The 16,715-nt window shown below is 64.4% G+C and carries 19 protein-coding genes; 7 read left to right on the top strand and 12 right to left on the bottom strand.

What is annotated here, in order from left to right; genetic code table 11:
* Positions 1-10: 10 nt before the first annotated feature.
* From AX725_RS15195 to hisB, 7 genes are all read right to left on the bottom strand, one after another.
* Complete coding sequence (locus tag AX725_RS15195; protein ID WP_060979136.1) at positions 11-391, bottom strand: histidine triad nucleotide-binding protein; 381 nt, start codon at positions 389-391, stop codon at positions 11-13.
* A gap of 5 nt (positions 392-396) precedes the next feature.
* On the bottom strand, positions 397-720 hold the full coding sequence (locus tag AX725_RS15200) for a phosphoribosyl-ATP diphosphatase (protein WP_060979129.1): 324 nt from the start codon (positions 718-720) through the stop codon (positions 397-399).
* A 43-nt stretch (positions 721-763) separates the two neighbouring features.
* Positions 764-1,024, bottom strand: a complete 261-nt coding sequence (locus AX725_RS15205; RefSeq protein WP_060979130.1) for a hypothetical protein — start codon at positions 1,022-1,024, stop codon at positions 764-766.
* 151 nt (positions 1,025-1,175) lie between these two features.
* Positions 1,176-1,943 carry an imidazole glycerol phosphate synthase subunit HisF gene (gene hisF / locus AX725_RS15210; protein ID WP_060976969.1) on the bottom strand — a complete coding sequence of 256 codons (768 nt, stop codon included), beginning with the start codon at positions 1,941-1,943 and terminating at the stop codon, positions 1,176-1,178.
* Complete coding sequence (gene hisA, locus AX725_RS15215; RefSeq protein WP_060976981.1) at positions 1,940-2,668, bottom strand: 1-(5-phosphoribosyl)-5-[(5-phosphoribosylamino)methylideneamino]imidazole-4-carboxamide isomerase; 729 nt, start codon at positions 2,666-2,668, stop codon at positions 1,940-1,942. Before hisA ends, hisF begins: the two co-directional genes overlap by 4 nt.
* A 2-nt stretch (positions 2,669-2,670) precedes the next feature.
* Positions 2,671-3,291 (bottom strand): imidazole glycerol phosphate synthase subunit HisH, encoded by a 621-nt coding sequence (gene hisH / locus AX725_RS15220; RefSeq protein WP_066114812.1) that lies wholly within the window; start codon positions 3,289-3,291, stop codon positions 2,671-2,673.
* Positions 3,284-3,877 (bottom strand): imidazoleglycerol-phosphate dehydratase HisB, encoded by a 594-nt coding sequence (gene hisB, locus AX725_RS15225; protein ID WP_060976967.1) that lies wholly within the window; start codon positions 3,875-3,877, stop codon positions 3,284-3,286. Before hisB ends, hisH begins: the two co-directional genes overlap by 8 nt.
* Positions 3,878-3,996: 119 nt before the next feature.
* On the opposite strand from hisB, the gene AX725_RS15230 reads away from it, so the two are divergent.
* From AX725_RS15230 to gmk, 4 genes are all read left to right on the top strand, one after another.
* Entirely contained in the window at positions 3,997-4,470 is a 474-nt protein-coding gene (locus AX725_RS15230) for an SspB family protein (RefSeq protein ID WP_060976966.1), read from the top strand.
* Positions 4,471-4,504: 34 nt separating this feature from the next.
* Entirely contained in the window at positions 4,505-5,902 is a 1,398-nt protein-coding gene (fumC, locus tag AX725_RS15235) for a class II fumarate hydratase (protein WP_231725737.1), read from the top strand.
* Between the two features lie 69 nt (positions 5,903-5,971).
* Positions 5,972-6,355, top strand: a complete 384-nt coding sequence (locus tag AX725_RS15240; RefSeq protein ID WP_060976965.1) for a hypothetical protein — start codon at positions 5,972-5,974, stop codon at positions 6,353-6,355.
* Positions 6,356-6,416: 61 nt separating this feature from the next.
* Positions 6,417-7,073: a guanylate kinase gene (gene gmk / locus AX725_RS15245; RefSeq protein WP_060976964.1), complete on the top strand. Its 657-nt coding sequence runs from the start codon at positions 6,417-6,419 to the stop codon at positions 7,071-7,073.
* A gap of 6 nt (positions 7,074-7,079) precedes the next feature.
* On the opposite strand, the gene AX725_RS15250 is transcribed toward gmk, so the two are convergent.
* The 5 genes from AX725_RS15250 to AX725_RS15270 all read right to left on the bottom strand — a co-directional run bounded on the left by AX725_RS15250 (position 7,080) and on the right by AX725_RS15270 (position 12,388).
* Positions 7,080-7,775, bottom strand: a complete 696-nt coding sequence (locus AX725_RS15250; RefSeq protein ID WP_066043501.1) for a DUF4197 domain-containing protein — start codon at positions 7,773-7,775, stop codon at positions 7,080-7,082.
* A gap of 95 nt (positions 7,776-7,870) precedes the next feature.
* Positions 7,871-8,671, bottom strand: coding sequence for an SDR family oxidoreductase (locus tag AX725_RS15255; RefSeq protein WP_060976962.1), 801 nt, complete (start codon positions 8,669-8,671; stop codon positions 7,871-7,873).
* 2 nt (positions 8,672-8,673) lie between these two features.
* Complete coding sequence (locus AX725_RS15260; RefSeq protein WP_060976961.1) at positions 8,674-9,816, bottom strand: acyl-CoA dehydrogenase family protein; 1,143 nt, start codon at positions 9,814-9,816, stop codon at positions 8,674-8,676.
* 111 nt (positions 9,817-9,927) lie between these two features.
* Positions 9,928-11,064, bottom strand: a complete 1,137-nt coding sequence (locus tag AX725_RS15265) for an acyl-CoA dehydrogenase family protein (protein WP_060976960.1) — start codon at positions 11,062-11,064, stop codon at positions 9,928-9,930.
* Positions 11,065-11,206: 142 nt separating this feature from the next.
* Positions 11,207-12,388, bottom strand: coding sequence for an acyl-CoA dehydrogenase family protein (locus tag AX725_RS15270; protein ID WP_060976979.1), 1,182 nt, complete (start codon positions 12,386-12,388; stop codon positions 11,207-11,209).
* Between the two features lie 313 nt (positions 12,389-12,701).
* On the opposite strand from AX725_RS15270, the gene AX725_RS15275 reads away from it, so the two are divergent.
* The 3 genes from AX725_RS15275 to AX725_RS15285 all read left to right on the top strand — a co-directional run bounded on the left by AX725_RS15275 (position 12,702) and on the right by AX725_RS15285 (position 16,705).
* Complete coding sequence (locus AX725_RS15275) at positions 12,702-14,135, top strand: MFS transporter (RefSeq protein ID WP_066114810.1); 1,434 nt, start codon at positions 12,702-12,704, stop codon at positions 14,133-14,135.
* 26 nt (positions 14,136-14,161) lie between these two features.
* On the top strand, positions 14,162-15,451 hold the full coding sequence (locus tag AX725_RS15280) for an acyl-CoA dehydrogenase family protein (RefSeq protein WP_060976958.1): 1,290 nt from the start codon (positions 14,162-14,164) through the stop codon (positions 15,449-15,451).
* Between the two features lie 171 nt (positions 15,452-15,622).
* Positions 15,623-16,705 carry a Zn-dependent alcohol dehydrogenase gene (locus AX725_RS15285; protein ID WP_060976957.1) on the top strand — a complete coding sequence of 361 codons (1,083 nt, stop codon included), beginning with the start codon at positions 15,623-15,625 and terminating at the stop codon, positions 16,703-16,705.
* The last annotated feature ends 10 nt before the right edge of the window (positions 16,706-16,715 follow it).

Consider the following 16,715-nt stretch of genomic DNA (forward strand, 5'->3'; position numbering starts at 1 on the left):
AGAGGCGATGTCAGCCGCGCATCAGCATCGGGCCGAGCGGCTTTCCGGCGAACAGGTGCACATGAAGGTGCGGCACCTCCTGATGTGCATCCAGCCCGATATTGGCGAGCAGCCGGTAACCCGGCTCGACCAATCCGAGCATCCGCGCCACCTCGCCGACGCCGCGGACGAACGCCGCGATCTGCTCGTCGGTGCCGCGCGCGGAAAAATCGTCCCAGCTCACGAAAGGTGCCTTGGGGATCACCAGCACATGCGTCGGCGCCTGCGGGTTGATGTCCTTGAAGGCGAGGATGTGATCATCCTCGTGCACCTTGGTGCAGGGAATTTCGCCGCGCAGGATCTTCGCGAAGATGTTCTGGTCGTCATAAGGCAGCGTGGGATCGATCGGCATGCTCTTCACTCCTTGGGACGGGACAGCTTTTCGGTAATGCCGGACGTGCCTTCGCGCGCATCGAGCTCGGCAAGCACATCGGCCCAGGTCAGGCCCATATCGGCGAGCAAGACCAGCAGGTGAAAGATCAGGTCGGCGCTTTCGCTGACCACACCCCTGGCGTCGCCCTGGATCGCGGCGATCACCGCCTCGACCGCTTCCTCGCCGATCTTCTGGGCGATCCGCGGGCGGCCGCGCGCGGTCAGCTTGGCCACATAGCTGCTGTCGGGCGATGCCTTGCGGCGCTCTGCGATGACGGCTTCGAGCCTTGCGATGATCGGGTCTGCCATATCTCGACGCTCTGCGACGGAGGCGGGCGTGCGTCAAGCGCGCTCAGCGCTTTGGCGGGCCCTTGCGGTTGCGACCGGCCGCCCAGCGTCCGACCAGCAAGCCGATAATGCCCATGCATAGCAATCCGACGCTGCCCGGTTCGGTAATCTCGATCCAGCTGCGGATGCCTTCGGCGCGGGTCAGCCCGTCGAGCGTGATCCGGCTCAGCGGACTGGCCTCCAGCGGCGTGGCCAGGGAAATGCCAGGCAGGATGACGGCGATGCGGCGCACGACCTTCAACCTTTCGCTTATGCCGGGTTTCATTCCGAGACACTTCATGCCTGATGGTTAAGCAAGCGCTTTGCCAGATGTCGCAAGCGCCCGGAAACAGGCGCGTCCACTGGTTAACGCCCCACCCGCAACGGGCGCAACTGTCAAGCGTGCCGACAACCGGCTGGCTGCAAAAGCTGTAAAATCAGTGCGATCGCGCAGGCAATCCGGCTTCGGCCAGCGCGCGATGGGCATCGGCGATGCTGGCTTCGCCGAAATGGAAGATCGATGCTGCAAGCACCGCGCTGGCATGGCCCTGGGTCACGCCTTCGACCAGATGGCCGATATGCCCCACCCCGCCACTGGCGACGACGGGGATATCGACCTGGTTGGCTATCGTGCGGATGAGCTCGAGATCATAGCCGTCGCGCGTGCCGTCGCGGTCCATCGAGGTGACGAGCAGCTCGCCTGCCCCAAGCCGGGTCAGCTTCAACGCGTGCTCGATCGCATCGATGCCGGTTTCCTTGCGCCCGCCATGGGTGAAGATTTCCCAGCCCTGGCCGTCGGCGCGGCGGCGCGCGTCGATCGACGCGACGATGCACTGGCTGCCGAAGCGCTCGGCGATATCGGCGACGACCTCGGGGCGCGACACCGCCGCGCTGTTCACCGCGACCTTGTCGGCCCCGGCGAGCAGCAGCGCGCGGGCATCCTCGGCGCTGCGCACCCCTCCGCCAACGGTGACCGGCATGAAGCAGACTTCGGCAGTTCGGCGAACGACATCGATGATGGTCCCGCGCGCCTCATGGCTTGCCGAAATGTCGAGAAAGCATAGCTCGTCGGCCCCGGCGGCGTCATAGGCGCGCGCCTGTTCGACCGGATCGCCCGCATCGCGCAGATCAACGAAGTTCACGCCCTTGACCACGCGGCCATTGGCGACGTCGAGACAGGGGATGACGCGGACGCGAACGCTCATCCGCGCGACGCCATGGCGATCGCGGTGGCGAGATCGAGGCGGCCATCGTAGAGCGCGCGGCCCGTAATGACGCCTTCGATGCCGTCTTCGGCGTGGAGACTGAGCAGATGAATGTCGTCGAGCCCCTTCACCCCACCGCTGGCGATCACCGGAATGTCGGTGGTGCGGGCGAGTGCGACGGTCGCATCGATGTTGCACCCCTTGAGCAGCCCATCGCGCCCGACATCGGTGAAGAGGAGGCTGGCGACACCGGCGTCCTCGAAACGGCGCGCCATGTCGGCGACGGGAACGTCGGAGACATCGGCCCAACCATGCGTCGCGACCATGCCGTCGCGCGCATCGACCGCAACGACGATGCCACCCTCATAGGCCTTGGCCATGTCGCGCACGAATTCGGGATCGGTCAACGCCGCCGTGCCGATAACGACGCGAGCTACGCCGAGGTCGAACCAGCCTCCGACAGCGGTGCGGGTGCGAATACCGCCGCCGAGCTGGAGATAGCCGGGAAAGCTCTTGATGATCGATTCCACCGCGCTGCGGTTGACCGCTTCACCGGCAAAGGCTCCGTCCAGATCGACGACGTGCAAATGCTGGGCACCCGCTTCCGCAAAGAGCTGCGCCTGGGCTGCGGGATCGTCGCCATAGACCGTCGCGCGGTCCATATCGCCTTCGGCAAGACGAACCACCTGGCCGCCTTTCAGGTCGATCGCGGGAAAGACGATGATGCTCATGACACGGTCCAGTCGAGAAAGCGGCGGAGCAGATCGAGGCCATAAGCCTGGCTCTTTTCCGGATGGAATTGCACGCCCAGGATGTTGCCGCGCGCGACGGCGGCGGTCACCGGGCCGCCATGATCGGTGACGGCGGCGACATCATCAGCGTCGGCAGCGGCAAAATGGTAGCTGTGCAGGAAATAGGCCTCGCCCGGCACAATCAGGGGCGCGCCATCCGAGGGCGTGACATCGTTCCATCCCATATGCGGGACCTTGATCGATGGCGTCGCGTCCATCGCGCGCACTTCGCCCGCAATCCAGCCGAGCCCCGCATGCGTGCCATGCTCGAGCCCGCGCGTCGCGAGCAGCTGCATGCCGACACAGATGCCGAGGAACGGCACTCTGTCGCCGCGCACCCGGTCTTCGAGCGCATCGATCATGCCGGGGATGGCGGACAGCCCGTTCATGCACGCGGCAAAGGCACCGACGCCGGGCAGGACGATGCGGTCGGCCGCGCGCACCAGCGCGGGATCATCGGTCACCGCGACATCGGCGGCGCCGACGGCCCTCAGCGCATTGTGCACACTGTGCAGATTGCCCGCGCCATAATCGATCAGCGCGACCCGATCAGCCACCCAATATTCCCTTTGTCGAGGGCACTGCGCCCTGCTTGCGCGGGTCGATCTCGACCGCGGCGCGCATCGCACGGGCGAAGCCCTTGTAGATGCTCTCGCAGATATGGTGGTTGTTCGCTCCGTAGAGCAGCTCGATATGCAGCGTCAGCCCTGCGGTCTGTGCGATCGAGTGGAACCAGTGCTCGAACAGCTCGGTATCCATCTCGCCCAGGCGCGGCTGCGTGAAACCCGCCTTCCAGACGAAATAGGGTCGGCCCGAGATGTCGACCGCGACACGGCTCAGCGTCTCGTCCATCGGCGAATAGGCATGGCCATAGCGGACGATGCCGCCCTTGTCGCCCAGCGCCTGGGTGAGCGCCTGGCCGATGGCGAGCGCGCAATCCTCGGTCGTGTGGTGCTGATCGACATGCAGATCGCCCTTGATCCGGCAGGTCAGGTCGATCAGCGAATGGCGCGAGAACTGCTCTACCATGTGGTCGAGAAAACCGATGCCGGTCGACACGTCGAACTGGCCTGTCCCATCGAGGTTCAACTCGACGAAAATGTCGGTTTCGTGGGTCTTGCGTTCTATCCGGGCGGTGCGCATGCTGCGCCCTATAATCAGCTTGCGGAGACGCGCAACATTTTTGCCACTTGTTGCAGCGTGCTGTCGTGCGGCCCATTAGCGCCTTGACCCTGAACGAATGTCGGTCCAACAAATTGGGCATGAGTGACGATGCGCCCGACAGCCTGATTCCCTACGACGAGATCGTCCAGGAAGCCCTGCGCGCAGTCGTCGGCCGCGTGCTGGGCGAAGTCGAATCGAATGGTCTCCCCGGCAGCCATCATTTCTACATCACGTTCAAGACGCGCTCGCCCGGCGTGGACATTCCGCGCCATCTCGTCGAGCGCTTCCCGGACGAGATGACGATCGTCCTCCAGCAGAAATTCTGGGACCTGAAGGTCGAGAAGACAGGCTTTTCGGTGGGGCTGAGCTTCAACCGCGTGCCCGCGCACCTGTTCATCCCGTTCAGTGCGATCACCGCATTTGTCGACCCGGCGGTCGATTTCGGCCTGCAGTTCCAGGTTTCGGGCGATACGCCTCCGCCCGAGCCGCACGAAGCGGCGGAAAATGATCATCCCGGCGGCGATGGCGACGGATCCAACGTCGTCAGCGTGGATTTCGGCAAGCGCAAATAGCGGCTTTGAGGGCCGCCTTTCACGGACAGGGCCTTTGACAGACATCGATACCCGCATCGAAAGCGACTCGCTGGGCGAGATCGCGGTCCCGGCGAGCTGCTATTGGGGCGCTCAGACGCAGCGCAGCCTCGAGAATTTCCCCTTCGCGCCGCACGAGCGCATGCCGATCGGCATCGTGCATGGCCTCGCGGTGGTCAAGCAGGCGGCGGCGCGCGTGAACCGCGACCATGGCCTGCCCGCAGAGCTCGCCGATGCGATCGAGAACGCGGCGGCCGAAGTCGCCTCCGGTGCACTCGACGATCAGTTCCCGCTCACCATCTGGCAGACCGGCAGCGGCACGCAGAGCAACATGAACGTCAACGAGGTGATCGCGGGCCGCGCCAACGAGCTGCTGACCGGCCAGCGTGGCGGCAAGGCGCCGGTGCACCCCAACGATCATGTCAACAAGAGCCAGTCGTCGAACGACGCCTTTCCGACCGCGATCCATATCGCGGCCAGCCTTGCGGTGCAGACGCGGTTGCGCCCTGCCCTCGACCGGCTGACCGCTGCGCTGGCGGCAAAAGTGCAGGCATGGGATCACATCGTCAAGATCGGGCGCACCCATTTGCAGGATGCGACTCCGCTGACCTTGGGCCAGGAATTTTCCGGCTATGCCAACCAGCTCTATCGCTGCGGACGACGGATCGAACCGGCGATAGTGGCGGGCACCTATCGGCTCGCGATCGGCGGCACCGCAGTCGGCACCGGCCTCAATGCCCCCAGGGGCTTTGCGCAGGCCATGTGCGAAGCGATCGCCGAGATCACCGGCCATCCCTTTCACCCGGCGGAGAACAGCTTCGAGGCGCTGGCGAGCAACGACCCGCTGGTGCACTTGTCGGGCACGCTCAACACGCTGGCGGTGGCGCTGACCAAGATCGCCAACGATATCCGCCTGCTCGGCTCGGGCCCGCGCTCGGGCCTTGGCGAACTCGAGCTTCCCGCCAACGAGCCGGGCAGCTCGATCATGCCTGGCAAGGTCAATCCGACCCAGTGCGAGATGCTGACCATGGTGGCAGCCCAGGTGATGGGCAACCATCAGGCGATCACCATCGGCGGGCTGCAGGGGCATATGGAGCTCAACGTGTTCAAGCCGCTGATCGGCGCGAACGTGCTGCGGTCGATCGATCTGCTGGCGACGGGGATGGAGGGCTTTGCCGAGCGCTGCGTCGAGGGGATGAAGGCCAACGAGTCGCGGATCGCCGAGTTGGTGGATCGCTCGCTGATGCTCGTCACCGCGCTTGCCCCGGTTATCGGCTATGACCATGCCGCGAAGATCGCCAAGCACGCGCACGAGCACGGGCTGACGCTCAAGCAGGCGGGGCTGGCACTGGGGCTGGTCGACGAGGCGACGTTCGATGCGCGTGTCCGCCCGCAGGACATGATCGGTCGCTGACTGGTTGCGGGAACGCTCCTGCGGCGGCAGGCGTTTGAGGACGGAGCCCAAATCAGCTATGGATGTGCCATGACCAACCCCGTGAACAACAGCCCGTCCACCCCCGAAACGCCTGCAAGCACCGCGCCGGTGGTGAACGCACCGGCACCGGTCGACGGGACCGGCGTCACCGCTGCGCCACCCGCCGCCCGCCCGCATTGGACGGTCGGTGCCTGGAATGGCGCGAGCCGCCTGATCACCACAGCGGCCAATGACGAGCTGGTGCGCAACATGATCGGTGCCAAGGCGCGCAGCCAGATTGCCGCAACGGTGTTCGGCGGCACGGTCATGGGCGCCATTGCCGCGCGCATTGCCACCCGCTCGGTTCCCGGTGCGCTGCTCGTCGGCGGAGCGCTGCTTGCCAAGGCGGTCTATGACCAGCGCAAGCAGAAGGCCAAGCCGCCCAAGCCTTGACGCGCCAATTGTAACACACAAACTGGTTGACCTTTGGCGGCGGCTTTGGCCATGAGCCGCCATGGTCAACACCGTTATCCAAGCCCCCCTTGCCCGCCGCGGCCTGCTTTTCATCCTGTCTTCGCCATCTGGCGCGGGCAAATCGACCATCGCGCGGATGCTTCTCGAGCAGGACGGACATATCGCACTGTCGGTGTCGGTAACCACGCGCCCGCCGCGCCCCGGCGAGGTCGATGGCAAGGATTATCATTTCATCGACGAGGCCGAATTCCATCGCCTGGTCGAGGAAAACGCATTGCTCGAATGGGCCAAGGTGTTCGGGCATTACTACGGAACGCCCAAGGCCCAGGTGAAACAGGGTCTTCGCGACGGGCAGGACTTCCTCTTCGACATCGACTGGCAGGGTACGCAACAGCTGTATCAGCGCGCCGAGGGCGATGTCGTGCGCGTGTTCATCCTGCCGCCGTCGCTCGAGGAATTGCACCGCCGCCTCCGCAGCCGCAACACCGACAGCGAAGAGGTGATCGCCGGACGGATGGCGCGCGCGCAGGACGAGATCAGCCATTGGGACGGCTATGATTTCGTCGTCATCAACGACAATGTCGAAAGCTGTTTCGACAAGGTCCGCCAGATTTTGAACTCGGAACGGATGCGCCGCGCGCGCCAGACCGGGCTGATCGATTATGTCCGCGACCTGATGAACGCGCCCGCCCCCTGAGGCAGCTTACATCACCCGGTCGAGCAACTTCTTGCCGGACTTGAGCGGGTTCTTCCGGAATTTGGCTTCCTCGCGTCCGATATAGGTGAAGATGCCCGACATTGCCTGGTCGGTGACGCTATCGATCAGGCCGTCGCGGCTGAGATCGACGCCTGCCAGCGCTCCCAGAACCCCGCCGGTACCGCTGCTGCCAAGACTGTCGAGCTGCTTGAAAGCGCCGGTCCGGCCCAGCGCATTGCTCACCAGCGGCCGCATTTTCTGCCGCAGCACCTCGCCCGAGGTGCGCCGGAGATATTGCGTGCCTGCGGTATCGCCGCCCGCGACGATGCCGACGCCATCGGCCAGCGTCATCGAATCGATCGCCGAGCGGAACACCGGCTTGGCCTCCTGCGCCGCAAGCCCGGCGGCATCGTTGAGCGATTTGACCAGATTGTTGGTGATGCCCGCCCGGTCGGTGAGCCGCATCAGCTTGGTCGCCTTTTGCAGCGTGCCGGGGAGGAGGATGCGCACAGCCTGGTCCGCATAGAAGGCACCGGGCTGTCCGAGCTGATCGAGCGCGCTGTCCGATGCATTGCCAAGCAGGCTCTTCATCGATCCGCCGAGTGAGGGAGAGGATTTGCGGGATTGCGCCTCGGCGATCGGACCGGTCGCAACAACTGCCATGCTTAGGCCGATTGCCATCGCCACGTTGCGCATTCCCATCACACAGCTCCCCATGAATATTTCCAGGCACTGTGCATGAAAACGGCACGCGCAACCAGTGCGCGCGCCGTGATTTTACGTCCTGTCGGGACCGATCAATGGCCTTCGGGATCGTAACCACCCTGCGGGACCGAAGCATTGACGATGCCGCCATCGACCGGGATGGTCGTGCCGATGACGTAATCGCCCGCGCGGCTGGCGAGGAAGATCACCGCGCCCGAAATGTCCTGCCAGTCGCCGACGCGCTTGTTGGGGATGCCGCTGGCCACCTTGTCGCCATAATCGCGCGCGGCCTTGTTCATGTCCGACGGAAACGCGCCGGGGCCGATGCCGGTGACATAGATATGGTCGCGCAGCAGGCGGACCGCCATGCGCTTGGTAAGCTGGATCAGAGCCGCCTTGCTCGCCTGATAGCTATAGGTTTCCCACGGATTGACCCGCATGCCATCGACCGAGGAGATGTTGATCACCTTGGCCGGGGTTTCGGCGCTGGCACCGGCCTTGAGCAGGCCATGCAGCGCCTGGGTCAGGAAGAAGGGCGACTTGACGTTGAGGTCCATCACCTTGTCCCAGCCGATTTCGGGAAAATCCTCGAACTCTGCACCCCAGGCAGCGCCGGCATTGTTGACCAGAATGTCGAGGCGGCTCTCGTGCTCGGCGAGATTCGCGGCGAGCTGGCGTGCGCCCTCGACGCTGGAGACGTCGCAGGGCAGCGAGATGCAGTTGGGGCCCAGCTCCTCGGCGGTCGCATCGCAGGCGGCGGCCTTGCGCGCCGAGATATAGACCTTGGCGCCAGCGGCGATCAGGCCCTGTGCGATCATCTTGCCGATGCCGCGCGAGCCACCGGTGACGAGCGCCACCTTGCCCTTGACCGAAAACAGATTTTCAATGCTCATGTTCATCCCTCCGAACGCAAGGCTTCCCTTGCAATGATGGTCCGCTGAATCTCGCTGGTTCCCTCGTAGATGCGGAACAGGCGGACATCGCGGTAGAAGCGTTCGATGCCATAGTCGGCGATATAGCCCGCGCCACCGAAGATCTGGACCGCGCGGTCGGCGACGCGGCCGACCATCTCGGAAGCGATCAGCTTGGCGCAGGCGCAGTCCTCGGTGATGCGCTCGCCGCGGTCCTTGGCCCTGGCGGTCTGCAGCACCAGCGCCTTGGCCGCCTTGCACTCGGCCACCGAGTCGGCGATCATCGCCTGGATCAGCTGGAATTCGGCGATCGGCTTGCCGAACTGCTGGCGCTCCCTGGCATAGGCGATGCTGTCCGCGATCAGCCGCTCGGCCGCCCCGACGCACACCGCCGAAATGTGCAGCCGCCCGCGATCGAGCACCCGCATCGCGACCTTGAAGCCGTCACCTTCCGCGCCCAGGCGATTTTCCACGGGCACGCGCACATTGTCGAAATTGACGTCGCAGACATGCGCGCCCTGCTGGCCCATCTTGCGCTCGGGCTTGCCGACCGAAAGGCCGGGCAGATTGCGCGGCACCAGGAACGCGGTGACCCCCTTGGGTCCGGGCCCGCCGGTGCGCGCCATCACCGTGAACAGGTCAGCCTTGTCGGCATTGGTGATGTAACGCTTCGAGCCGTTGAGCACATAGGCGTCGCCATCGAGCTCGGCGCGGGTCTTGACCGAGCCGCTGTCCGATCCGACATCGGGCTCGGTCAGCGCGAACGAGGTGATGATCTCGCCGCTGGCGATCAGCGGCAGGTACTTCGCCTTCTGCGCCTCGTTGCCGTCCATCACCAGCCCCTGGCTGCCGATGCCGACATTGGTGCCGAAAGTGGAGCGCATCGCGGGCGACGTACGCCCGAGTTCGAAGGCGATGCGGACCTCCTCCTCCATGTTGAGGCCGAGACCGCCATAATCCTCGCTGATCGACAGGCCGAACAGGCCAAGCTCGCGCATGTCCTGCACCAGATCGTCGGGGATTTCGTCGGTTTCGGAAACCTGGGCTTCGAGCGGACGCAGGCGTTCGGCAACGAAGCGGCGGACGCCCTCTAGCAGCGCGTCGAAAATTTCGGGATCGAGTGCCATGCAAATACTCCCCTCTCCTTTTGGGGGCGGGGCTGGGAGTGGGGCATAGCTGCGCCACCCTTGAATTCCCCACCGCAACCCCTCCCCTCAAGGGGAGGGGCTAGAGGTTGATCAATATCCGAAGATTTCTGCCACGCGGCCTGCGTGGAAGTTCGCATCGCCCATGAACTCGTTGAGCGCCCGGTCGCGTTTCATGTAGAAGCCGATATCATACTCGTCGGTCATGCCGATGCCGCCGTGCATCTGCACACCTTCGCGGACCGCCAGATTGGCGCTGCGTCCGGCCTTGGCCTTGGCGACCGACACGAAGATGTCGGCGCTGTCCTGGCCCTCGTCGAGCAGCTGCTGCGCCTTGAGCACGGCGGCGCGGGCAATTTCCATCTCGCTGTAGAGGTGCGCCGCACGGTGCTGCAGCGCCTGGAACTCGCCGATCAGACGGCCGAACTGCTTGCGCTGCTTGAGATAATCGACGGTCATGTCCATCGCGCCCGATCCGACGCCGACCAGCTCGGCGGCAGAACCTGCGCGCCCCGCCTTGAGCAGCGCGGTAAGCACCTGCCAGCCCTGATCGACCTCGCCGATCACCGCATCACCATCGACCTCGACACCGTCGAGCGTGACATGCGCGGCCATCGAGCTGTCGACCAGCCGGGTGTTGTCGACGCCCAAGTTGGCAGCGTCCTTGTCGACGACGAACAGCGTGATCCCGTCGGTCTCGCCCGGAGCTCCGGCGGTGCGGGCAGCGACGATCAGCGCGTCGGCGCTCGCGCCCTGTACGACGAACTGCTTCTTGCCAGAGAGCTTGAAGCCGTTGCCCGATTTCTCCGCCTTGGTCGCGATCTGCGCCGGGCGATGCTTGGCATGCTCGTCGATCGCCAGCGCCAGCACGGTCTCGCCCGCGAGGATGCCGGGGAAGAACTTGTCCTTGAGGTGCTGGCCACCATGGTTGAGCGCGGACACGCCCGCGACCGCCGTGGTCAGGAACGGCGAAGGCGACAGATTGCGACCGATTTCTTCGAGCACCACGCCGGCCTCGACATGGCCCAGGCCAAGCCCGCCATCGTCTTCGCCGATCAGGATGCCGGTAAAGCCCATCTCGCCGAACTGCTTCCACAGCGCGTGGCGGAAACCGTCCTTGCAGCCTTCGTCGCGCAGCTTGCGCATATGGCCGACCGGGGCTTCGGATTTGAGAAATTCGCGCGCGCTGTCGCGCAGCATGGCTTGGTCTTCGTTGAGGAACATGGGCATTTTAAGTCTCCCTCTCCCCTTCAGGGGAGACGGCCGGGGAGAGGGGAACGAAGCCCTGCCCGGCCCTTTGAATGATGTGAAAAACGAGAGGGTTGCCCCTTCTCCCAACCCTCTCCCCTCAAGGGGAGAGGGCCAAAATGGTTCACGCGCCCGGCAAATCCAGGATGCGCTTGGAGATGACGTTGAGCATCACCTCGCTGGTGCCGCCCTCGATGCTGTTCGCCTTGGTGCGCAGCCAGTTGCGCGCCTTGGCACCGCCCTTCGAGGCTTCGCTTTCCCATTCGAGCGCGTCCGAACCATTGCCTGCCATCACCAGCTCGTGGCGGCGCTTGTTGAGTTCGGTTCCGGCGTATTTCATCATGTTGGGCTGGGCGGGATGGCCCTTGCCCGCCTTCATCTCGTCGCCGAAGCGCTCGGCCATCGCCTTGAACGCCAGCGCATCGACATCGAACTGCGCAAGTTCGGCACGCAGGATGCCGTCGTCGAGCTGACCGAGGCCATTGGTGCCGATCGAGTTCTTGAGCTGCGCGCCGAGCGAAGGCGCGCCATCGCCGAGACCCCCGCCCGAGATCATCTCGCGCTCATGGCCGAGCAGATATTTGGCAACATCCCAGCCGCGGTTGAGTTCGCCGACGATCTGGTGCTTGGGCACCACGACATTGTCGAAGAAGGTCTCGCAAAAGGGAGAATTGCCGCTGATCAGCTTGATCGGCTTGGTGGTGACGCCGGGCGTCTCCATGTCGAACAGCAGGAACGAGATCCCCTGATACTTGTTCGTCTTGTCGGTGCGCACCAGGCAGAAGATCCAGTCGCACTTGTCGGCATAGCTGGTCCAGATTTTCTGGCCGTTGACCACCCAGTGATCGCCCTTGTCCTCGCCATAGGTCTGCAAGCTGACGAGGTCCGATCCCGAACCCGGCTCCGAATAACCCTGGCACCAGCGGATTTCGCCGCGCGCGATCTGGTTCAGATAATGCACCTTCTGCTCTTCGGTACCGAAATGCAGAAGCGCGGGGCCAAGCATCCAGATGCCGAAGCTCGAAAGCGGCGGACGCGCGTTGATGCGCGCCATTTCCTGGCGCAGGATCTTGGTTTCAGGCCCGGTCAGGCCGGCACCGCCATAGGGCTTGGGCCAATCGGGCACGGTATAGCCCTTGGCGACGCAGCGCTCGAGCCACAGCTTCTGCGCCTCGTTCTTGAACTGCCAGTTGCGTCCGCCCCAGCACACATCGTCATCGCCGCGCACCGGCTCGCGCATTTCGGCGGGGCAATTTTCCTCCAGCCATGCGCGCACTTCTGTCCTGAACTGATCGAGATCGCTCATCGTCATCCTCTCTGCGCCTGTATTCCCAATAGGGTCCCAAAGGGCGGGGCCGGGAAGCTTTTCCTGCGGCCAAAACCGTCCGTCGCGGGCCAGTCTATGGTGGACGCAAGGCGGCTGCAAGCCTGTTGAATCCTAGGCCGGATGCCGTAACGTCACCCTCACGGCAGTTGACGTTTACGGTAGCTGCCATATGGTATTGGCCCAAGGACACGAACGGGAGAGAATCAATGCAGCGGGCCATACCGGCCATCGCAACGCAGGTGCATCGGCACCGGGCGGACGGGCTGCTCGGCGGCGGGCAAAGCTCCATCGCATGACCGTTGCCGGAGTCCCTCCCCTGCCTGCGGCCGCGCAAAAGGTGTCGATGGGCACCAAGCTCGCCTTCGGATTCGGTTCGGTCGCCTATGGCATCAAGGACAACGGCTTTGCCGTCTTCCTGCTGATCTATTTCAACCAGGTCATCGGCATGCCCGCCGAGCAGGTTGGCCTCGCCGTCGCGCTGGCGCTGGTGGCCGATGCGTTCTTCGATCCCTTTGTCGGCCACCGGTCGGATGCGACGCGCAGCCGCTGGGGTCGCCGCCATCCCTGGTTGTACGGCGCAGCGCTGCCGATCGCGCTGTCATGGCTGCTGCTGTGGAATCCGCCCGAATGGAGCAATGGCGCGCTGTTCTTCTACCTGATCGCGGTGGCGATGGCGGTGCGTTTCTCGTTCTCGGCCTATGAGGTCCCGGCGCTCGCCATGCTGCCCGAGATGACCCGCGATTATCACGAGCGCACCGAAGTGCTGCGCTACCGCTTCCTGTTCGGCTGGATGGGCGGGCTGGTGATGCTCTACGCGGCCTACGCGCTGCTGCTGGTGCCCGAGCCGGGTTTTGACAATGGCGTGCTCAACCCCAATGGCTATCACCGCTATGCGTTGGTCGGATCGGTGGTGATGATCGTTTCGGTAGTGGTCTCGGCGCTGGGCACGCACCGGCTGCTCGCGCACCCCAATACCGATGCCCCCGCCGCGCATTCACACGGTTTCAGGGACTTCATTGCCGCGCTGCGCTTCAAGCCGTTCCAGCTGCTGCTCGCCGCCGGAATGTGCGCCTTTGCCAATCAGGGACTGTTTTTCGCGCTACAGAACTATCTGATGCTGTACGTCTGGGAATTCGAACAGAGCGTGTTCAACATCTACCCGTTCGTGCTGTTCCTGGGGGTCGCGGTCGCCTTTTTCATTGTTGGCCCCGCCTCGCGCCGGCTCGAAAAGCCGCGGACCGCCGCGATCGCCTCGCTGCTGTCGCTGATGTTTGCCACCGCGCCCTATTGGCTGCGGCTGGCGGGCCTGTTTCCGGCAACCGGCGGCGGCACGATAACGATCGTGATCCTGTCGCTGATCGCGCTTTCGATCACCTTCGGCATCTGTGCGATGATGATGATCAGTTCGATGATCGCCGATGTCACCGACGCGAGCGAGGCCGAGACCGGCAAGCGCACCGAAGGCATCTTCTTTGCCGGTTTCTTCTTCATGCAGAAATGCATCGGCGGGCTCGGTATCCTCGCCTCGGCGCTGATCCTCGCCATTGCCGGTTTCCCCGACAATGCCCAGCCGGGCCAGGTCGCGCCGGACGTGATCGACCGGCTCGCACTGACCTTTGCCATCGCCACGACGCTGATCGGTCTCGTCTGCGCGTGGCTGTTCACCCGCTTTCCCCTGGGCCGCGCCGATCATGAGGCGCGCCTGGCCCAGATCGCCCAACCCTGAAGAGTTTCACGAAAGGAAGATGAGCCATGGATTTTGATCTTACCGAACGCCAGGCCTATTGGCGCGACCGCGTCCGCAGCCATATCGAGGCGCATGTCCGCCCGCGCGTGAAGGACTATTACGCGCAGCAGGCCGAGGGTGGCCGCTGGAAGGTGCTGCAGGTCATCGAGGACGAAAAGGCCAAGGCCAAGGCCGCCGGCATCTGGAACCTGTTCATGCCGCCGTCGAACCCCAACCTGCCGCATGTCGACGACAGCTTCGAATTCGACGGTCCCGGTCTCACCAACCTCGAATATGCGCTGTGCGCCGAGGAGATGGGCCGGGTGGAGATGGCGAGCGAGATCTTCAACTGCTCCGCGCCCGACACCGGCAACATGGAAGTGCTGCACCGCTATGGCACCGCTGCACACAAGGAGCAGTGGCTGAAGCCGCTGATGAACGGCGAGATTCGCTCGGCCTTCCTGATGACCGAGCCGCAGGTCGCCTCGTCCGATGCGACCAATATCGAAACCTCGATCCGCCGCGAGGGCGACGAATATGTCATCAACGGCCGCAAATGGTGGTCGTCGGGTGCGGGCGATCCGCGCTGCAAGATCGCGATCGTCATGGGCAAGACCGATTTCGAGGCCAAGCGCCACGCGCAGCAGTCGATGGTGCTGATGCCGCTCGACGCGCCCGGCGTGAACATCGTGCGTCATCTTCCGGTGTTCGGCTATGACGATGCGCCGCACGGCCATATGGAAATCGAACTCAAGGACGTGCGCATCCCGGCGAGCAACATGCTGCTCGGGGAAGGCCGCGGCTTCGAGATCGCGCAGGGCCGCCTTGGACCGGGCCGCATCCACCACTGCATGCGCACCATCGGTGTCGCCGAAGAGGCGCTCGCCAAGATGGTCCGCCGCCTCCAGTCGCGCGTCGCCTTCGGCAAGCGGATTTCGGAGCATTCGATCTGGGAACAGCGGATCGCCGAAGCGCGCATCGATATCGAGATGACGCGCCTGCTCTGCCTCAAGGCGGCGGACATGATGGACAAGGTCGGCAACAAATACGCCAAGGCCGAGATCGCGATGATCAAGGTCGCCGCTCCCCGCATCGCACTCAAGGTCATCGACGATGCCATCCAGGCGCATGGTGGCGCGGGTGTCAGCGAGGACTTCGGCCTCGCCAAGGCCTATGCGCACATGCGCACGCTGCGTCTCGCCGACGGTCCGGACGAGGTGCACAACCGCACCATCGCACGGCTCGAAATGGGCAAGCATGGCGCCAACGATGCCGAGGGTGGCTTCACCTCGGGCGATCTGGGCGTAGCGCGCTGACGATCAGGCCCTCTCCCCTTCAGGGGAGAGGGAAAGCTTTGCTTTAGCGAAGCAGGGAGAGGGGCAAGCGTGCGTTAGGCCGCATCCCCTCTCCAACTGCGCCTAGGCAGCAAGCTGCCAAGGCTTCGTTTCCTCTCCCCTGAAGGGGCGAGGAGCAATGGAGAGAGACTCATGAAAGCTGCCATCTGTTTCGAACCGGGCAAGCCGCTCGAGATCCGCGACGTCACCATCGACAAGCCCGGCCCGCGCGAGGTGCTGATCCGCACCGCGGCGACCGGGGTGTGCCGATCCGACCTGCATTTCGTCGATGGCAGCTATCCCGCCCCCCTGCCCTTCATCCCCGGCCATGAAGCTGCCGGCATTGTCGAGGCGGTCGGCGATGGCGTGACCACGGTGAAACCCGGCGATGCCGTGGTCACCTGCCTCAGCGCCTATTGCGGCCATTGCGAATTCTGCGTCACCGGGCGCATGGCCTTGTGCATCGGCCAGGATACCAAGCGCGCTCCCCACCAGCACCCGCGGCTCAGCCTCGATGGCGCGCCAGTCAACCAGCTGCTCAACCTGTCGGCCTATGCCGAACAGATGTTGGTGCATGAACATGCCTGTGTCGCGATCAACCCCGATATGCCGCTCGATCGCGCCTGCGTGATCGGCTGCGCGGTAACGACGGGCGCGGGCGCGGTGTTCAACGCAGCGGACGTGACGCCGGGCGAGACGGTCGCGATCGTCGGCTGCGGCGGCGTCGGCCTGGCGGCAGTGAACGCAGCCAAGATCGCGGGCGCGGGCCGCATCATCGCGATCGATCCGGTGGCCGACAAGCGCGCGCTCGCCGAGAAGCTGGGCGCGACCGATTGCATCGATTCGAGCGCCGATGGCGCGGCCGAACAGGTGATCGAACTGACCAAGGGTGGCGTGCACCATGCCATCGAAGCGGTGGGTCGTCCGGCGTCGGCCAATCTGGCGGTCAGGGTGCTCCGGCGCGGCGGCACCGCGACAATCCTGGGCATGATGCCGCTCGCCGAGAAGGTCGGCCTGTCGGCAATGGAACTGCTGCAGGGCAAAAAGCTGCAGGGCTCGCTGATGGGCGACAATCGTTTTCCGGTTGAAATCCCGCGCCTGGTCGAGTTCTACATGCGCGGAATGCTTGACCTCGACACGATCATTGCCGAACGCTTGCCGCTGGGACGCATCAACGAGGCTTTCGACGCGCTCAGGGTCGGTGATTCTGCGCGGTCAGTCATCGTCTATAATTGAATTGGGTGAG

Origin of the sequence: Blastomonas sp. CCH9-A1 (assembly GCF_001557175.1) — a bacterium.
GTDB classification, from domain to species: domain Bacteria; phylum Pseudomonadota; class Alphaproteobacteria; order Sphingomonadales; family Sphingomonadaceae; genus Blastomonas; species Blastomonas delafieldii_A.